Here is a 16,949-nt window from a genome sequence, read left to right as displayed (position 1 = left end):
CATGCGGCACAGCCCCGCGCCGATTGCGGGAGCTCAGTACGACGAGCCCGACGCCCCCAGCGATCCCGTCGGGTGCCACACCGTCTTCGTCTCCAGGAACGCCGTCATCCGGTCGATCCCGGGGGTCGCGATGTAATCCACAGGCTGTGGACGGAGGACGCGCTTCAGGTTGTCCGCGGCCGCGATCTCCAGCTCCTTCGCCAGGATCTCGTCCGCGCCGGCCAGGTCGATCGCGTTGACGTCCTGGTGGGCGGCGAGCGGGGTCGCGATCTCCGCCGTACGGCCGGAGAGGATGTTGACCACGCCGCCGGGGAGGTCGGAGGTGGCCAGGACCTCGCCGAGCGAGAGGGCCGGGAGCGGGGACTTCTCCGAGGCCACCACGATCGCCGTGTTGCCCGTCGCGATCACCGGGGCGATCACCGAGACCAGGCCCAGGAAGGACGACTCCTGAGGGGCCAGGACGGCGACGACGCCGGTCGGCTCGGGGGAGGAGAGGTTGAAGTACGGGCCCGCCACCGGGTTCGCGCCGCCGACCACCTGGGCGATCTTGTCGGTCCAGCCCGCGTACCAGACCCAGCGGTCGATCGCCGCGTCCACCTGGGCGGCGGCCTTGGACTTGGAGAGGCCCTCCGCGTCGGCCACTTCACGGACGTACTGGTCGCGGCGGCCCTGAAGCATCTCGGCGATGCGGTAGAGGACCTGGCCCCGGTTGTACGCGGTCGTGCCGGACCATGCCCCGAACGCCTTGCGGGCGGCGACCACCGCGTCACGGGCGTCCTTGCGGGAGGAAAGGGGCGCGTTCGCCAGCCAGTTGTCCTTTGAGTCGGTCACCTCATACACCCGGCCGCTCTCGGAACGCGGGAACTTCCCGCCCACGTACAGCTTGTAGGTCTTGAAGACGGAAAGTCGTTCGTCAGACATCGAGGTACGCCTCCAGGCCGTGGCGGCCGCCCTCGCGGCCGAAGCCCGACTCCTTGTAACCGCCGAACGGCGAGGTCGGGTCGAACTTGTTGAACGTGTTGGACCAGATGACGCCCGCGCGGAGCTTGCTCGCCACGGCGAGGATCCGCGACCCCTTCTCCGTCCAGATGCCCGCCGACAGGCCGTACTGGCTGTTGTTGGCCTTGGCGACGGCCTCGTCCGGGGTGCGGAAGGTGAGGACGGACAGGACCGGGCCGAAGATCTCGTCGCGGGCGATGGCGTGCGCCTGGGTGACGTTCGTGAAGAGCGTCGGGGCGAACCAGTAGCCGGCGGACGGGATCTCGCAGGCCGGGGACCAGCGCTCGGCGCCCTCGGCCTCGCCGCGCTCGACGAGCGAGGTGATCCGGGTGAGCTGCTCCTCGGAGTTGATCGCGCCGATGTCCGTGTTCTTGTCCAGCGGGTCGCCGAGGCGGAGCGTCGCGAGCCTGCGCTTCAGGGAGTCCAGCAGCTCGTCCTGGATCGACTCCTGGACCAGCAGACGGCTGCCCGCGCAGCAGACCTGGCCCTGGTTGAAGAAGATGCCGTTGACGATGCCCTCGACGGCCTGGTCGATGGGGGCGTCGTCGAAGACGATGTTGGCGCCCTTGCCGCCCAGTTCGAGCGTGACCTTCTTGCGGGTGCCGGCGACCGTCTTCGCGATCTCCTTGCCGACCGCCGTGGAACCGGTGAAGGCCACCTTGTTCACGTCCGGGTGCGCGACGAGCGCGGCGCCCGTGTCGCCGTAACCCGGGAGGATGTTGACGACGCCCTTGGGCAGGCCCGCCTGGCGGCAGATGTCCGCGAAGAACAGGGCGGAGAGCGGGGTCGTCTCGGCGGGCTTCAGCACCACCGTGTTGCCCGTCGCCAGTGCCGGGGCGATCTTCCAGGCCAGCATCAGCAGGGGGAAGTTCCAGGGGATGACCTGGCCCGCCACCCCCAGCGGCTTCGGTGACGTGCCGAAACCGGCGTGCTCCAGCTTGTCGGCCCAGCCCGCGTAGTAGAAGAAGTGGGCGGCGACCAGGGGGAGGTCGGCGTCGCGCGTCTCCTTGATGGGCTTGCCGTTGTCCAGCGTCTCAAGGACCGCCAGCTCACGGCTGCGCTCCTGGATGATGCGGGCGATACGGAAGAGGTACTTCGCGCGCTCGGAGCCGGGCAGTGCGGACCACTGCTGGAAGGCCTTGCGGGCGGCCTTCACCGCACGGTCCACGTCCGCCTCGCCCGCCTGGGCGATCTCGGAGAGGACCTCCTCGGAGGAGGGGCTCACGGTCTTGAAGACCCTGCCGTCCGCCGCCTCCGTGAACTCGCCGTCGATGAACAGGCCGTACGAGGGCGCGATGTCGACGATCGAGCGGGACTCGGGGGCGGGTGCGTAATCGAATACGGGTGCCATGGTGATCAGTCCACCGTCACGTAGTCGGGGCCGGAGTAGCGGCCCGTGGCGAGCTTCTGGCGCTGCATCAGCAGGTCGTTGAGGAGCGAGGAGGCGCCGAAGCGGAACCAGTGGTTGTCCAGCCAGTCCTCGCCGGCGGTCTCGTTGACCAGGACCAGGAACTTGATCGCGTCCTTGGTCGTGCGGATGCCGCCGGCCGGCTTCACGCCGACCTGGACACCGGTCTGGGCGCGGAAGTCGCGTACGGCTTCCAGCATCAGCAGTGTGTTCGCCGGGGTGGCGTTGACGGCGACCTTGCCGGTCGACGTCTTGATGAAGTCGGCGCCCGCCAGCATGCCGAGCCAGCTCGCGCGCCGGATGTTGTCGTACGTCGACAGCTCGCCCGTCTCGAAGATGACCTTGAGGCGAGCCGCCCCCGAGGCCTCCTTCACGGCGACGATCTCGTCGTACACCTTCATGTAGCCGCCCGCGAGGAAGGCCCCGCGGTCGATGACCATGTCGATCTCGTCGGCGCCGGCGGCCACCGCCTCGCGGACGTCGGCCAGCTTGACCGCGAGCGGGGCGCGGCCCGCCGGGAAGGCGGTGGCGACCGAGGCGACCTTCACCGTGGAGCCGGCGACGGCCTCCTTGGCGGTGGCCACCATGTCGGGGTAGACACAGACGGCCGCGGTCGCGGGGGCCGTACGGTCGGTCGGGTCGGGGCGGACCGCCTTGGCGCCGAGCGCCCGGACCTTGCCCGGGGTGTCCGCGCCTTCCAGCGTCGTCAGGTCGACCATGGAGATGGCCAGGTCGATGGCGTACGCCTTGGCGGTCGTCTTGATGGAACGGGTGCCGAGCGAGGCGGCGCGCGCCTCGAGGCCGACCGCGTCGACGCCGGGCAGTCCGTGGAGGAAGCGGCGCAGCGTGCTGTCGGACGCGGTGACGTCAGCTAGAGCGTGGGGTGCAGCAATGGGCATGGTCACCAGACGAGCATATCTACGCGCGTAGCGGCTGTACACCCCCCGGCGCTCATCCTGGACTGCGCCACCGCGCATGAGCGGGGCGGCGGGCGTCAGGCAGAATCGGGGGCATGACCACCCCGGACCAGCCGTCGTCGCCCGAGCAGCAGCCGGAGCCCAGGAAGAGGCGCTCCGCGGCTTCGGCGTCGTCGAGCGCGTCTCAGGCTCCGCAGTCCTCGGAGCCTTCGAAGTCTTCGGACCTCTCGAAGTCTTCGGACCTCTCGAAGTCTTCGGACCCCTCGAAGTCCCCGAAGTCCTCGCAGCCCGCGCGAGCCGCGAAGCCGTCTGCGTCCGCCGCGTCGGCGGAGCCCGTGTACCAGGACCAGGTGCATCGTTCCTCCGCCGGGATCGTGGGCGGGGTGATGCTGCTCGGGATCATCGCCTGGATCGGTGGGGACGCGGTGGTCAGGGGCGAGGGGCGTACGCCCTGGCTGGCGCTGGCGTCGATCCTGCTGGTCGTGCCGCTGGTGGTCGCCTTCTCGCTGCGCCCGGCCGTCTTCGCGAACACGGACCGGCTGCGGATCCGCAACCCGTTCCGGGTGATCGAGCTGCCCTGGGGCGCCGTCGCCGCGCTGCGCTCCGGCTATTCCAACGAGGTGATCGACGAGGCCGGCACCAAGTACCAGCTCTGGGCCCTCCCCGTCTCGCTCCGCGCCCGCAAGCGCGCCGCCCGGCAGCAGGCCCGCGCGGCCGCCGAGGGAGACAGCAGCGGTCGTACGTCCCTGGTGACCCGCGATCCCGTGCGCGCCGCCGGTGACCAGATCATGAACGACCTGCGCGAACTGCAGGAGTCCCGGGCGCAGGCGCCGGGCGCGCAGGGCGAGCCCGGAGTGCGGTGGGCCTGGGAGGTCATGGGGCCCGCGGCGGCGGGGGCCGTGCTGCTCACGGTGCTGATCGTGCTGGGCTGAGGCCCGGGCCGTTCTTGCCGGGTCGAGGGCGGCGCAGGGCTGCCTTCTGCGGGGTCGGCGCGCGCTGTAGCTCCTCGCGGGCTGTATGCGCTGCCTGCGTCTGTGTTTGTCTGTGGCTTCCGCGGGCTCACAGCTTCCTGCGGTTTCCTGCCGTGGGAGCGTGCGGGCGGGAGCGTTCGTGTGGGGTCGTGCCGAGGGCCACCACTGTGAGGTTACGAGAGTCTGGGTGGCCATGAGCACGAGTACCGAACCACTGGAGCAGCCCTTGCGGCGGCTGCCCGAGTCCGCCGTGCCCGAGGGCTGCCCCGCCTGGACCGGTGAGTCGGCGCGGTCGTGGACACGGGCGCTGCCGCCGAGGTGGCTGCCGGCCCGGGCACGCTCGGTGAACGTGGGCGGCGTGGCCCTCGTCGGCCTGCTCGGCGGGATGTGGCTGGCCGTCTTCGCCGGGGTGCCCGCCGCCCTCGCCGCGCTGCTCCCGCTGCACCTGGTGTGGGCCCTCGTGCGCCCCGAGGCCGTACGCGTCTCGGCGCCCCTGCTGACCCTCGTACTGGCCTGGCACGCGGGCGGTCTGGGCCCCGTGCTCGTGCCCGCGCTCCTCCTCGTGAACGTCGTCTGGGCCGCCGTCGAGTGGCGGCTGAACCGGGCCCGGGCGCAGCGGCGGTGTGCCCTGCACGCGGCCGGTGGTGCGACGGCGCCGGTGCCGGAGGGGGCCGGGCCGCTGCGGCGCGGGCGGTTCCTCATCCGCCTGGGGCTGCTCCTGCCCGTGCCCGGTGCCGCGCTGATCGCCACCGCGTCCTTCTGGGACGCCACCGACGACCGGCTGATATCGCTGCTGGTCGGCTGGCTGGTGATCGGTTGGGGGGTGACCGCGCTGCTCTCCGGGTGGCTGGGGCGCCGTCGGGCCGCCGCGCTGCGCGGCGCGCCCGTGCCGGTGCTCCGGGTGCTGACGCGCGACGACGCGTACGGGACCACGGAGGTCTTCGCCTCCGACGACGTGGGCGCGCTGCGGCCGCTGTTCGTCGTCTCGGCGGAGGAGTGGTACGAGGACGAGGAGGAGGACGACGAGCCGCTCGACGACGAGCCGCTCGACGACGAGGAGCCGGACGAGCTGTTCGACGCCGACGAGGACGTGGACGAGGACGACGAGGCGCCCGGGCCCCTGCGCGAGGCGGTGCTGTACGGGGCGGCCCACGACGGCGCCGAGGTCGTGATCGTCAGCGCTTCCGAGGACGCGGACGACCCCGGTGACGTGATCGTGGAGTCCTCGACGGGCCCGGTGCGGCTGCTGTCCGAGCGGGCCGTGCGCCTCCGGATCAGGGCGGACAAGGTTCGGGTCAGGCGGGCCGCCGCCTACGAGGAGCGGCACGCGGCGGCCGAGGCGGTGACGACGAAGACGCTGGGCTCGGCCGGGTCCGTACGGCGCTGGCGGGCGGGCCCGCTGGACTGGCTGGTCTGCGTGGCGATCGTGATCTGGGCGGCCGCCATGGTGCTGACGGAGGGCGGGTCGTGGCGCTACGTACCCGGTGCCTTCCTCGGGCTCATCGGGGTGTTCGTACTGCCCGGCCGGGCCGCGTGGCGGATCACCGCCGACAAGGACGGGCTCTGGCTCAGCGGGTTGCGCGGGACGCGGCACATCCAGTGGGACCACCTCATGGTCGTCAGGTGCGCCGGCGGCACGCTGCGGGTCGCCAGCCGCCGGGCCCGGTTCGGCGGCGACTGGTCGGCCCACGCCCCGCGCTGGCCCTGGCTGGAACGGCGCTACGGCCTCATCCACCCGTACGAGAAGGTGGCCGCCGAGATCACCGCGATGTGGAGGGACCCCGAGCTGCGGCCCACCGAGACCGGCGCCGAGCGCGTGCGGGGGCGGGCGTTGTGGCCGGTGGGCGCGGTGCTGTGCGTGGTGTGGGTGGCGGCGCTGGTGCTCGTGCCGTGAGCTGAGTGGTGTGCCGTGGGGAGAACAGCGAAGCCCCGGTCGGACCGACCGGGGCTTCGCTGTGCCTGTGGCTCCTGTGCGCGTGGCTCAGATGCCCGCCGCCCGCGACAGATCCCGCTTGATCGTCGCCAGCAGCTCCGTGGCCTTCGTACGGGCCGCCGGGAGCTCGGCGTGCCCGGCGACCGGGACCACGACCTCCAGGTAGCACTTCAGCTTGGGTTCCGTGCCGCTGGGGCGGACGATCACGCGGGCGCCGTCGAGCGTGTAGCGCAGGCCGTCCGTGGGCGGGAGTCTGTCCGTGCCCTGGGTGAGGTCCTCGGCCTTGGTGATGGCCAGGCCCGCGAGGGCGGTCGGGGGCTGCTCGCGGAGCCGCTCCATGGCGCGGGCGATGATCGACAGGTCCTGGACGCGGACCGACAGCTGGTCGGTGGCGTGCAGACCGTGCTCGACCGCGATGTCGTCCAGCAGGTCGAGGAGGGTGCGGCCCTCCTCCTTCAGCTGCGAGGCCAGCTCCGTGATGAGCAGGGCCGCCGTGATGCCGTCCTTGTCGCGTACGCCCTCGGGGTCCACGCAGTAGCCGAGGGCCTCCTCGTAGCCGTAGCGCAGGCCCTCGACGCGGGCGATCCACTTGAAGCCGGTGAGGGTCTCCTCGTAGGGGAGTCCGGCCTTCTCGGCGATCCGGCCGAGGAGGGAGGAGGAGACGATGGATTCGGCGAAGGTGCCCTGCGCCCCGCGCCTGACCAGGTGGGTGGCGAGGAGCGCGCCGACCTCGTCGCCGCGCAGCATCCGCCAGGCCCCACCTCGATCGCCCTCCTTGACCGCCACGGCACAGCGGTCGGCGTCCGGGTCGTTCGCGACGATCAGATCGGGGTCCGTCTCGCGGGCCTTCGCGAAGGCGAGGTCCATCGCGCCGGGCTCTTCCGGGTTGGGGAAGGCGACGGTCGGGAAGTCGGGGTCCGGCTCGGCCTGCTCGGCGACCAGCGCCGGCGCCGGGAAGCCCGCGCGGGCGAAGGCGGCGAGCAGGGTGTCCTTGCCGACGCCGTGCATGGCCGTGTAGACGACGCGGGCGGTGCGGGGGGAGCCCTGGGCGAGGACCGCGTCCGTACGGGCGAGGTAGGCGTCGAGGACCGCCTCGTCGAGGGTGTCCCAGCCGCGGTCCGGGCGGGGGACGTCGTCGAGGGACCGTACGGCGTCGATCTCGGCCGCGATCTCGGCGTCGGCCGGGGGCACGATCTGGGAGCCGTCGCCCAGGTAGACCTTGTAGCCGTTGTCGCGGGGCGGGTTGTGGCTGGCCGTGACCTCCACGCCCGCCACCGCGCCGAGGTGCCTTATGGCGAAGGCCAGGACGGGGGTGGGGAGGGGGCGGGGGAGGACGGCCGCGCGCAGGCCCGCGCCGGTCATGACGGCGGCCGTGTCGCGGGCGAAGTCGGCGGACTTGTGGCGGGCGTCGTAGCCGATGACGACGAGGCCGCCGGTGGCGCCCTTCTTGTTCAGGTACGCGGCGAGGCCCGCGGCGGCGCGGATGACGACCGAGCGGTTCATGCGCATGGGGCCGGCGCCGAGTTCGCCGCGGAGGCCTGCCGTGCCGAACTGGAGGGTGCCGGAGAAGCGGGCGGTGAGTTCCGGCGTGTCCGTGGCGTCGATCAGCTCGGCGAGTTCGGCGCGGGTTTCCGGGTCGGGGTCCTCGGCCAGCCACGCCTTGGCGCGGGCGATCAGGTCGTCGTGCACGGGGGGTCAACCTCTCGTTCTGGTGTTGTACGGGGCCTTGCGGGGCGTACCCGGGTGACCAGGGGCTCGGGGCGTGCGTGCCGGTGCGCTGGGGTGAGGTGAGGTGCGGTGAGGTGCGGTCCCGATTGTCCTCGCCCCCCGCCGCCCCTACCCGTCCCATTCCTGGGGCTGCGCCCCCAGACCCCCGGGCAGGTGTGTCGGCTGCGGCCCGGTGGGGGCTTGTCGCGCAGTTCCTCCACGCCCCTTGAACAACCGGCCCCGGCTTTTCAGGGGTGCGGGGAACTGCGTGAGCGGTCCGGTCGAACCCGTATCCGCCGACGCGCGAGCTCGGGTTCGCTACAGCCGGCCCAGTACCTGGGACAGCAGGTCGCCCATGCGGGTCGCCGAGTCGCGGCCCGCCTGGAGGACCTCCTCGTGGTTCAGCGGCTCGCCCGTCATGCCAGCCGCCAGGTTCGTGACCAGGGAGATGCCCAGCACCTCGGCACCCGCCTCGCGCGCGGCGATGGCCTCCAGGACCGTCGACATGCCGACCAGGTCCGCGCCGATGACCCGGGCCATCCGGATCTCCGCCGGCGTCTCGTAGTGCGGGCCGGTGAACTGCGCGTAGACGCCCTCCTCGAGGGTGGGGTCGATCTCCTTGCAGAGGGCGCGCAGACGCGGGGAGTAGAGGTCCGTGAGGTCGACGAAGTTCGCGCCCACGATCGGCGACGTCGCCGTCAGGTTCAGGTGGTCGCTGATCAGGACCGGCTGCCCGGGACGCATACCCTCGCGCAGACCGCCGCAGCCGTTGGTGAGGACGATCGTCTTGACGCCGGCGGCGACGGCGGTGCGGACACCGTGCGCCACCGCGGCGACACCGCGGCCCTCGTAGTAGTGCGTACGGCCCAGGAAGACGAGCGCGCGCTTGTCACCGATCCGGTACGAGCGGATCTTGCCGCCGTGGCCCTCGACCGCCGGCGGCGGGAACCCGGGCAGCTCGGTGACCTGGAACTCCGCCTCGGGGGCGCCGAGCGCGTCCACGGCCGGGGCCCAGCCGGAGCCCATCACGAGAGCGACGTCATGGGTCTCGGCGCCCGTGAGCTCCCGCAGGCGCGCGGCGGCGTCGGCGGCGGCGGCGTACGGGTCGCCCTGGATGTCGTCCGGAAGAAGAGATGCGTTCACGCGACTGAGGGTAGCCGGTTCGGGCCTACGCGCGTAGATGACAAGCCTCCCGGGAACGGGATCGTTGTCTGGTCGTTTCCAACAAAGGAGCCCGGAGCTCCGCCCTCAGCAAGGCCGCTTGCGGAGCTCCATCACATAGTCGTGCGGGGCCCCCGCCGACTCCGCGGCGTCCGCGACCTCGCCCAGGTAGCGGGCCGAGGGCAGGCCTCCCTCGTAGCCGTTGAGGACGTAGACCCAGGCCGGTTCCACGCCGTCGAGGGTGTGGACGCGGATCCGCATCCGGCGGTAGATGTCCAGGCCGACACCGACCCAGCGGTCCATCGCCTCCTCGTCCATCGGGGCGATGTCGTACAGCGCCACGAAGACCTGTGAGCGGGGCGCCTCGACGACCGTCGCCAGCGCGCCCTCCCAGCCCATGTGCTCGCCGCCGAACGTCAGCCGCCAGTCGTTCAGCCAGCCGGTTGCGCGCAGCGGGGAGTGGGGGGCGCGGCGGGACATCAGCCGCGCGTCCATGTTGCCGGCGTAGGCGGCGTAGAGCGACATGGGGAGAGGGTACGGGAGCACTTCGCTCGGGCGGGGGTGCCTTGGAGTTCGGGAGTGGCTGTGGTCCGGCGGCCGCGGCTTCGTCGTGGCTGGTCGCGCCCGCGCGGCGGAGCCGCGAATGTCACGCCACGCGCCCCTTTCGGGCGCCCCGACACCCCGGCTCAGTGGCATCGCCCCCCATGCGGGACAATGGGGCATGTGACTCGGATCGTGATCATCGGTGGCGGACCCGGCGGATATGAAGCGGCGCTGGTGGCCGCGCAGCTGGGCGCGGAGGTGACCGTCGTCGACTGCGACGGTCTGGGCGGGGCGTCGGTGCTCACCGACTGCGTGCCGTCGAAGACGCTCATCGCGACCGCCGAGGTGATGACCACCTTCGACTCGTCGTACGAGGAGCTGGGGATCATCGTCGCCGACGACACCCCGCCCCTGGAGCAGGCCGCGCGCGTCGTCGGTGTGGACCTCGGCAAGGTCAACCGGCGTGTGAAGCGCCTCGCGCTCGCCCAGTCCCACGACATCACGGCGTCCGTGACGCGGGCCGGGGCGCGGGTCATGCGCGGGCGCGGGCGGCTGGACGGCCAACAGGGGCTGGACGGGTCGCGCAAGGTGGTCGTACGGGCCGCCGACGGGTCCGAGGAGACCCTGACCGCCGACGCCGTGCTCATCGCCACCGGCGGTCACCCGCGTGAGCTGCCCGACGCGCAGCCCGACGGCGAGCGCATCCTGAACTGGACCCAGGTCTACGACCTCGACGAGCTCCCGCAGGAGCTGATCGTGGTCGGGTCCGGTGTGACCGGTGCCGAGTTCGCCGGCGCCTACCAGGCGCTCGGGTCGCGTGTCACGCTCGTATCCAGCCGTGACCGTGTGCTGCCGGGCGAGGACCCGGACGCCGCCGCCGTCCTCGAAGACGTGTTCCGGCGGCGCGGTATGAACGTCATGGCGCGGTCGAGGGCCGAGTCCGCCAAGCGGGTGGGCGACCGGGTCGAGGTCACGCTCTCCGACGGGCGGGTCATCAGCGGTACGCACTGTCTGATGGCCGTCGGCGCCATCCCCAACACCGAGGGCATGGGACTCGAAGGGGCCGGGGTCAAGGTCAAGGACTCCGGGCACATCTGGACCGACAAGGTGTCGAGGACCACCGCCCCCGGCGTGTACGCAGCCGGTGACGTCACCGGTGTCTTCGCGCTCGCCTCCGTGGCCGCCATGCAGGGCCGGATCGCCATGTACCACTTCCTCGGCGACGCCGTGGCCCCGCTCAACCTCAAGACGGTCTCCTCGAACGTCTTCACCGACCCCGAGATCGCCACCGTCGGATACACCCAGGCCGACCTCGACGCCGGTGTCATCGACGCCGTCGGGGTGAAGCTGCCGCTGCTGCGCAACCCGCGCGCCAAGATGCAGGGCATCCGCGACGGCTTCGTCAAGATCTTCTGCCGCCCCGGCACCGGCATCGTCGTCGGCGGTGTCGTGGTCTCCCCGCGCGCCTCGGAGCTGATTCACCCGATCTCCATCGCGGTCGACAACAACCTGACCGTCGAACAGATCGCGAAAGCCTTCACCGTGTACCCGTCGCTCTCCGGATCGATCGCCGAGGTCGCGCGACAGCTCCACACCCGCAAGTCCGGCGGCGGGGTCTGACGCACCCACGGCGCACCCCGCCGACCGCCGTATCGCGCACGCCCCGGGATCGTCGCTGGTCACGGGGCTGTGTTCGTTCATTCGTACGGCATAGTCGCCGCGGATAGGCCACTGGCGAGGCCTATACCACTTCAAGCATCACCATGCGAACAACTTCTGTTATTCGGCGCAAACTGCTGAAAGCAGACGCTCGCTGGCGTTACTGTCAGTTTCGTGTTCGCTGCTGAACGTCGTCAATTGATCCTCGAAATGGTGCGCGCCAACGGAGCCGTGTCGCTCCGTGAGCTCGCCCGCGTCGTCCAGACCTCCGAAGTGACCGTACGGCGGGACGTGCGCGCTCTGGAGGCAGAAGGACTCCTCGACCGCCGACACGGCGGTGCGGTATTGCCGGGCGGGTTCACGCGGGAGTCCGGCTTTCCGCAGAAATCTCATCTCGCGACCGCCGAGAAGACGGCCATCGCCGATCTCGCCGCGAGCCTCGTCGAAGAGGGCGAGGCCATCGTGGTCGGGGCGGGGACCACCACGCAGGAGCTGGCGCGCCGGCTCGCGCGGGTCCCCGGGCTGACCGTCGTCACCAACTCCCTGTTGGTGGCCCAGGCGTTGGCCCATGCCAACCGTGTCGAGGTCGTGATGACCGGTGGCACGCTCCGCGGTTCCAACTACGCCCTGGTCGGCTCCGGCGCCGAGCAGTCCCTCCAGGGGCTGCGCGTCTCCAAGGCCTTCCTCTCCGGGAGCGGACTGACCGCCGAGCGCGGCCTGTCCACGTCCAACATGCTGTCGGCGTCCGTCGACCGCGCGCTGGTGCAGGCCGCCGCCGAGGTCGTCGTCCTCGCCGACCACACCAAGCTCGGTACCGACACGATGTTCCAGACGGTGCCGACGGACGTGATCACCCGGCTGGTGACGGACGATCCACCGGGCCACGACGACCGCGCGGTCACCGAGTTGCAGGCCCTGGCCGATCAGGGTGTGCAGATCTCCGTGGCCGGGGCGGCGGGCGGCACGGGCGGTGATCCCGTCCCGGCGCGCGGGCCGCGTCGGGATGTGCCGCTGCCGGGCCCGCGCCGGAACCAGGTCCACGGCACGGCACCGCAGTTGCGCACCGCGGGAGTCCTCGGCGAGTCGGCCGCGGACGGCGGGCGGGCGGCCCGGGTCGCGGATCTACGGCGCCGCTGACGGCTCCGCCGGTCGACCGTCGGACAGGCCCTGGGGCTTCAGGCCTCCCAGGGTCAGGGTCAGCAGGCGGTCGGCCAACTCCGGGTCGTCCGGGGTCTCCTCGGCCGCCAGCGCGATCGCGTTGGTGAGCTGGAGCAGATCACCGATCGACACGTCGGGGCGTACGGAACCGGAGCGCTGCGCTCGCTGGAGCAGGGCGGTGCCGGCCTCCTGGATGGGGGCGCAGCATCGTGCCAGGTCCGATCCGTCGCCCTGCGGGACGGTGTCTGTGTACGACACCGTCATCAAGGCCCGTGACAGACCTCGGTATTCACTCGCGTGGGTGATGATGTCGCCCAGCCAGGCGATGAGTGCGGAGCAGGGCTGCGGGGCGGCCAGGTGCTCCTGGGCGCGGGTCAGCAGGTCGCCGACCGCTTCCTCGAAGACCGCGCTCATGAGGGCTTGGCGGTTGGGGAAGTGGCGGTAGAGGGTGCCGATGCCTACGCCCGCGCGGCGGGCTATGTCTTCGAGCGAGGCGTTCGTGCCGTGGGCTGCGAAGACGGTGCGGGCCTCGGTGAGCAGGCGGTCGTGGTTGCGGCGGGCGTCGGCTCGCATGGGCCGGACCCCTGCGGGGGGCTGAGCCGGGGTGTTGCTCGCCATGGGTTTCACCTGCTCTCCTTGCTGGTTCTCTCCAGCCTAAGAGCTCGGGTGACGGGGCGACTTCTGCGGGTGCGGATTCGTCGTGGCTTGTCGCGCCCACGCGGCGGGGCTGCATGCCCCATACAGCCCCGCGCCCCTGAAAGCAGGGGCGCGGGTGTGCGGCGGAGTCGTATCGCTCGACTCAGTCCTTGATCTCGCAGATCGCCGCGCCCGAGGTGACCGACGCGCCGACCTCCGCGCTCAGGCCCTTGACGGTGCCGGAGCGGTGGGCGTTGAGAGGCTGTTCCATCTTCATGGCCTCCAGGACGACGATGAGGTCGCCCTCCTTGACCTCCTGGCCCTCCTCGACGGCGACCTTGACGATCGTGCCCTGCATGGGCGAGGCGAGGGTGTCGCCGGAGGCCACCGGGCCCGACTTCTTCGCCGCGCGGCGCTTGGGCTTGGCGCCCGCCGCGAGGCCGGTGCGGGCCAGGGTCATGCCGAGGGCGGCCGGGAGGGAGACCTCCAGGCGCTTGCCGCCGACCTCGACGACGATCGTCTCGCGGTCCGTCTCGTCCTCGGCCTCGGTGGTGTCCGTGGGGACCGCGAAGGGCTTGATCTCGTTGACGAACTCGGTCTCGATCCAGCGGGTGTGGACCGTGAAGGGGTCCGTGGATCCGGTGAGTTCGGGGCCGAACGCCGGGTCCTTGACCACCGCGCGGTGGAAGGGGATCGCCGTGGCCATGCCCTCGACCTGGAACTCCTCCAGGGCACGGGCCGCACGCTGGAGCGCCTGCTGCCGCGTGGCGCCGGTGACGATCAGCTTGGCGAGGAGGGAGTCCCAGGCCGGGCCGATGACCGAGCCGGACTCGACGCCCGCGTCCAGCCGGACACCGGGGCCGGTCGGCGGGGCGAAGGTGGTGACGGTGCCGGGGGCGGGGAGGAAGCCGCGGCCCGGGTCCTCGCCGTTGATGCGGAACTCGAAGGAGTGGCCGCGCAGCTGCGGGTCGCCGTAGCCGAGTTCCTCGCCGTCGGCGATGCGGAACATCTCGCGGACCAGGTCGATGCCGGTGACCTCCTCGGTGACCGGGTGCTCGACCTGCAGGCGGGTGTTGACCTCCAGGAAGGAGATCGTGCCGTCGAGGCCGACCAGGAACTCGACCGTGCCCGCGCCGACGTAGCCGGCCTCCTTGAGGATGGCCTTCGAGGCGGCGTACAGCTCGGCGTTCTGCGCCTCGGAGAGGAACGGCGCCGGGGCCTCCTCGACCAGCTTCTGGTGGCGGCGCTGGAGGGAGCAGTCACGGGTCGAGACGACGACCACATTGCCGTGGCTGTCGGCCAGGCACTGGGTCTCGACGTGACGGGGCTTGTCCAGGTAGCGCTCCACGAAGCACTCGCCGCGGCCGAAGGCCGCCACGGCCTCGCGGACCGCCGAGTCGTACAGCTCCGGGACCTCTTCGAGGGTGCGGGCGACCTTCAGGCCGCGGCCGCCGCCGCCGAAGGCAGCCTTGATGGCGATCGGCAGACCGTGCTCCCGCGCGAACGCGACGACCTCGTCGGCGCCCGATACCGGGTCCGGGGTGCCCGCGACGAGCGGGGCGCCCGCGCGCTGGGCGATGTGACGGGCCGCCACCTTGTCGCCCAGGTCACGGATCGCCTGCGGCGGCGGGCCGATCCAGATCAGGTCGGCGTCCAGGACGGCCTGCGCGAAGTCCGCGTTTTCCGAGAGGAAGCCGTAACCCGGGTGGATCGCGTCCGCGCCGGAGTCCTTGGCGGCCTGCAGCACCTTGGCGATGTCCAGGTAACTGGTGGCCGGTGTGTCACCGCCCAGGGCGAACGCCTCGTCCGCGGCCCGCACATGCAGGGCGTCCCGGTCCGGGTCGGCGTACACGGCCACGCTCGCGATCCCGGCGTCCCGGCAGGCCCGGGCGACGCGGACAGCGATTTCGCCTCGGTTGGCGATCAACACCTTGCGCACGATGGCTCCCTCTCCTTGAAACAAGCCGAGTTTAGGGACTGCCGACACGGCGTTTCGACCCGTCCACAATGGTGAGCTTCCCCACACGGAGCGTGAATCGAGGCCCGCTCGACCGGCGAAATCCCTTGTCGCACCGCTCCACGCAGGACTCCACACGAAAACCCTAGCCCTCTGATGTGGTCAAGGTCTCTGTGCGGCGGCGCCGCGCCCGGTCGCGTTTCTTTGTGGAGTCCCTACTAATGGCCCAACGAATCTTTGCTTGCGCGAGAACTCTTGTCCGGAGGTTTACCCGTTAGTAGCGTTCGGGATGGCTCGAACACGCACAAGGGGTAACGGGCGACAAGAACAGAGCGGAAGTGGGTGGGGCCGGTGATCCGAAGACCGGTGGCGATCGTCACGGCGATCGTGCTCTTCGCGGAGGGGCTCGGGATCGCGGGGCTCCAGTGGTTCCTCGGTCATGTCGTCGACCGCCAGCAGATGTCGCTGGGCGGGCTCGATCCGGACGTCATGTCCATGTCCACGAAGATCGGCGGCCTCGTCTTCGGCCTCTACTTCTGGTTCTGCGCCCTGGTGGCCCTGCTCGTCGGCATCCGCAACCGCCCCGCCGCCGGCCTCGGCAGGATCGCGCTCATCAGCATCGCCGTGGTCCACGGCCTCCTCGGCGCGGTCACCGTGGGGCTCGTCGGCTGGAGCGCGTTCGCGTTCATGATGGTCGCACTGGCGCTGATCCTGCTGACGCTGATGACGTACGACCGTCAGAACGGCACCGGCGACGGGGCCGAGCCGCCGGGGGTCACTTCTCCCGAGGCGTCCACAACTCCGTGATCTCCACGCCCAGTTGGCGCAGCAGCTTGCGTACCAGCGGGAGGCTGATGCCGATGACGTTGCCGTGGTCGCCGTCGATGCCGTCGATGAACGGGGCCGAGCGGCCGTCCAGGGTGAACGCGCCCGCCACGTAGAGGGGTTCCCCGGAGGCGACGTACGCGGCGATCTCCTCGTCCGTGGGCTCGCCGAAGTGGACGACGGTGGAGGCGGTGCCGGAGGCGTAGCGGCCCGTGGTGGTGTCGTAGACGCAGTGGCCCGTCTGGAGGGTGCCGGCGCGGCCGCGCATCGACTTCCAGCGGGCCGTGGCCTCCTCGGCGTCCGCGGGCTTGCCGAGCGCCTCGCCGTCCAGGTCGAGCACCGAGTCGCAGCCGATCACCAGGGCGCCCTTGACCGCGGGCTTCGCGGCCACGACGGAGGCCTTCGCCTCGGCGAGGGCGAGGGCGAGTTCGGCGGGGCTCGGGGCGCTCACGGCGTCCTCGTCGACCCCGCTGACGATCACCTCGGGGTCGAGCCCGGCCTGCCGCAGCAGATTGAGCCGGGCGGGGGACTGGGAGGCGAGTACGAGACGGCGGCGCGGCTGCTGATCGGTCATGCGGCTCAGGGTAGCGGCGGGCGCGGCTCAGCCGGGGGTGTGTGCCCCCTCGCCGTGGGTGCGACGAGCCGGGGTCAGAGAATCCCGAGCACGAACATCGCCAGAAGCATCGCCAAGGCCATGAGAACGCCGAGCCGCCGAAGCATGTCCTGCGTGTCGCGCAGTTCTTTCGGCGGCTCGTTCTCAGGGTCGGACCACAGCATGCTCCGATGGTGCGCCGGGCGGGGCGCCCGGCGCCTGAGTACGCGTACTCAAGTTGTTCCGGTCGGGGTGGCTCAGCCGGGCCAGTACGTACGGCCCCAGGTGGTGGGGCCCGGGGTCGGCAGGCGGTGGGCGGCGATGCGGGACGGGTCGGACCAGGAGTCGCGTGCGGCGGGCGCGCCGGGCGGCTCGGTGGCTGCCGCCGCGGCGCGTGCCCGGACCACCGCCAGGGCGGCGGCCAACTCCTCCGGGGTCGGGTTGCCCCGTACGACCTTGATGGTCATGTCGGCTCCCAGCAGG

General features: G+C 71.5%; 16 protein-coding genes. 5 read left to right on the top strand and 11 right to left on the bottom strand.

Features of this window, described 5'->3' with window-relative positions:
- Positions 1-33: 33 nt before the first annotated feature.
- From SGFS_RS22855 to deoC, 3 genes are read right to left on the bottom strand one after another with little or no spacing between them, the layout of a single operon-like run.
- A complete protein-coding gene (locus SGFS_RS22855) occupies positions 34-921 on the bottom strand; it encodes an aldehyde dehydrogenase family protein (RefSeq protein WP_286252921.1) in 888 nt (295 codons plus the stop codon).
- On the bottom strand, positions 914-2,350 hold the full coding sequence (locus SGFS_RS22850) for an aldehyde dehydrogenase family protein (protein ID WP_286252920.1): 1,437 nt from the start codon (positions 2,348-2,350) through the stop codon (positions 914-916). The genes SGFS_RS22855 and SGFS_RS22850 overlap by 8 nt, the downstream gene beginning before the upstream one ends.
- Positions 2,351-2,355: 5 nt before the next feature.
- Positions 2,356-3,312, bottom strand: a complete 957-nt coding sequence (deoC, locus tag SGFS_RS22845; RefSeq protein ID WP_434027871.1) for a deoxyribose-phosphate aldolase — start codon at positions 3,310-3,312, stop codon at positions 2,356-2,358.
- Between the two features lie 347 nt (positions 3,313-3,659).
- On the opposite strand from deoC, the gene SGFS_RS22840 reads away from it, so the two are divergent.
- Positions 3,660-4,256, top strand: coding sequence for a PH domain-containing protein (locus SGFS_RS22840; RefSeq protein ID WP_286252918.1), 597 nt, complete (start codon positions 3,660-3,662; stop codon positions 4,254-4,256).
- Positions 4,257-4,488: 232 nt separating this feature from the next.
- Complete coding sequence (locus SGFS_RS22835) at positions 4,489-6,189, top strand: hypothetical protein (protein WP_286252915.1); 1,701 nt, start codon at positions 4,489-4,491, stop codon at positions 6,187-6,189.
- A gap of 87 nt (positions 6,190-6,276) precedes the next feature.
- On the opposite strand, the gene SGFS_RS22830 is transcribed toward SGFS_RS22835, so the two are convergent.
- From SGFS_RS22830 to SGFS_RS22820, 3 genes are all read right to left on the bottom strand, one after another.
- Complete coding sequence (locus tag SGFS_RS22830) at positions 6,277-7,917, bottom strand: phospho-sugar mutase (RefSeq protein WP_286252913.1); 1,641 nt, start codon at positions 7,915-7,917, stop codon at positions 6,277-6,279.
- 336 nt (positions 7,918-8,253) lie between these two features.
- Positions 8,254-9,078 carry a purine-nucleoside phosphorylase gene (locus tag SGFS_RS22825; protein ID WP_286252910.1) on the bottom strand — a complete coding sequence of 275 codons (825 nt, stop codon included), beginning with the start codon at positions 9,076-9,078 and terminating at the stop codon, positions 8,254-8,256.
- Positions 9,079-9,183: 105 nt separating this feature from the next.
- The gene (locus SGFS_RS22820; protein WP_286252908.1) at positions 9,184-9,621 is read right to left on the bottom strand and encodes a gamma-glutamylcyclotransferase; all 438 of its coding nucleotides are present in this window, start codon (positions 9,619-9,621) and stop codon (positions 9,184-9,186) included.
- A 189-nt stretch (positions 9,622-9,810) separates the two neighbouring features.
- On the opposite strand from SGFS_RS22820, the gene SGFS_RS22815 reads away from it, so the two are divergent.
- A complete protein-coding gene (locus tag SGFS_RS22815) occupies positions 9,811-11,259 on the top strand; it encodes an NAD(P)H-quinone dehydrogenase (protein ID WP_286252905.1) in 1,449 nt (482 codons plus the stop codon).
- Between the two features lie 213 nt (positions 11,260-11,472).
- Positions 11,473-12,435, top strand: coding sequence for a DeoR/GlpR family DNA-binding transcription regulator (locus SGFS_RS22810; RefSeq protein ID WP_286252903.1), 963 nt, complete (start codon positions 11,473-11,475; stop codon positions 12,433-12,435).
- On the opposite strand, the gene SGFS_RS22805 is transcribed toward SGFS_RS22810, so the two are convergent.
- Both SGFS_RS22805 and SGFS_RS22800 read right to left on the bottom strand, forming a co-directional pair.
- Complete coding sequence (locus SGFS_RS22805) at positions 12,421-13,029, bottom strand: TetR/AcrR family transcriptional regulator (protein WP_286260016.1); 609 nt, start codon at positions 13,027-13,029, stop codon at positions 12,421-12,423. The genes SGFS_RS22810 and SGFS_RS22805 overlap by 15 nt on opposite strands.
- Positions 13,030-13,255: 226 nt before the next feature.
- Positions 13,256-15,031, bottom strand: coding sequence for an acetyl/propionyl/methylcrotonyl-CoA carboxylase subunit alpha (locus SGFS_RS22800; protein WP_286252901.1), 1,776 nt, complete (start codon positions 15,029-15,031; stop codon positions 13,256-13,258).
- A 360-nt stretch (positions 15,032-15,391) separates the two neighbouring features.
- Here SGFS_RS22800 and SGFS_RS22795 point away from each other — a divergent pair, with 360 nt between their 5' ends.
- Positions 15,392-15,856: a hypothetical protein gene (locus tag SGFS_RS22795; RefSeq protein WP_434027867.1), complete on the top strand. Its 465-nt coding sequence runs from the start codon at positions 15,392-15,394 to the stop codon at positions 15,854-15,856.
- Here SGFS_RS22795 and SGFS_RS22790 read toward each other — a convergent pair.
- The 3 genes from SGFS_RS22790 to SGFS_RS22780 all read right to left on the bottom strand — a co-directional run bounded on the left by SGFS_RS22790 (position 15,825) and on the right by SGFS_RS22780 (position 16,933).
- A complete protein-coding gene (locus SGFS_RS22790; RefSeq protein WP_286252898.1) occupies positions 15,825-16,448 on the bottom strand; it encodes a Maf family protein in 624 nt (207 codons plus the stop codon). The two genes, SGFS_RS22795 and SGFS_RS22790, sit on opposite strands and share 32 nt — an antisense overlap.
- A gap of 74 nt (positions 16,449-16,522) precedes the next feature.
- Positions 16,523-16,651 carry a morphogenic membrane protein MmpB gene (mmpB, locus tag SGFS_RS22785; RefSeq protein WP_286252897.1) on the bottom strand — a complete coding sequence of 43 codons (129 nt, stop codon included), beginning with the start codon at positions 16,649-16,651 and terminating at the stop codon, positions 16,523-16,525.
- Positions 16,652-16,723: 72 nt separating this feature from the next.
- Positions 16,724-16,933 carry an acyl-CoA carboxylase epsilon subunit gene (locus tag SGFS_RS22780; protein ID WP_286252895.1) on the bottom strand — a complete coding sequence of 70 codons (210 nt, stop codon included), beginning with the start codon at positions 16,931-16,933 and terminating at the stop codon, positions 16,724-16,726.
- Positions 16,934-16,949: the final 16 nt, after the last annotated feature.

The organism is Streptomyces graminofaciens, from assembly GCF_030294945.1.
GTDB classification, from domain to species: domain Bacteria; phylum Actinomycetota; class Actinomycetes; order Streptomycetales; family Streptomycetaceae; genus Streptomyces; species Streptomyces graminofaciens.
Note: the sequence above shows the minus strand (reverse complement) of the source record. Positions and strands in the feature narration are given on the sequence as shown.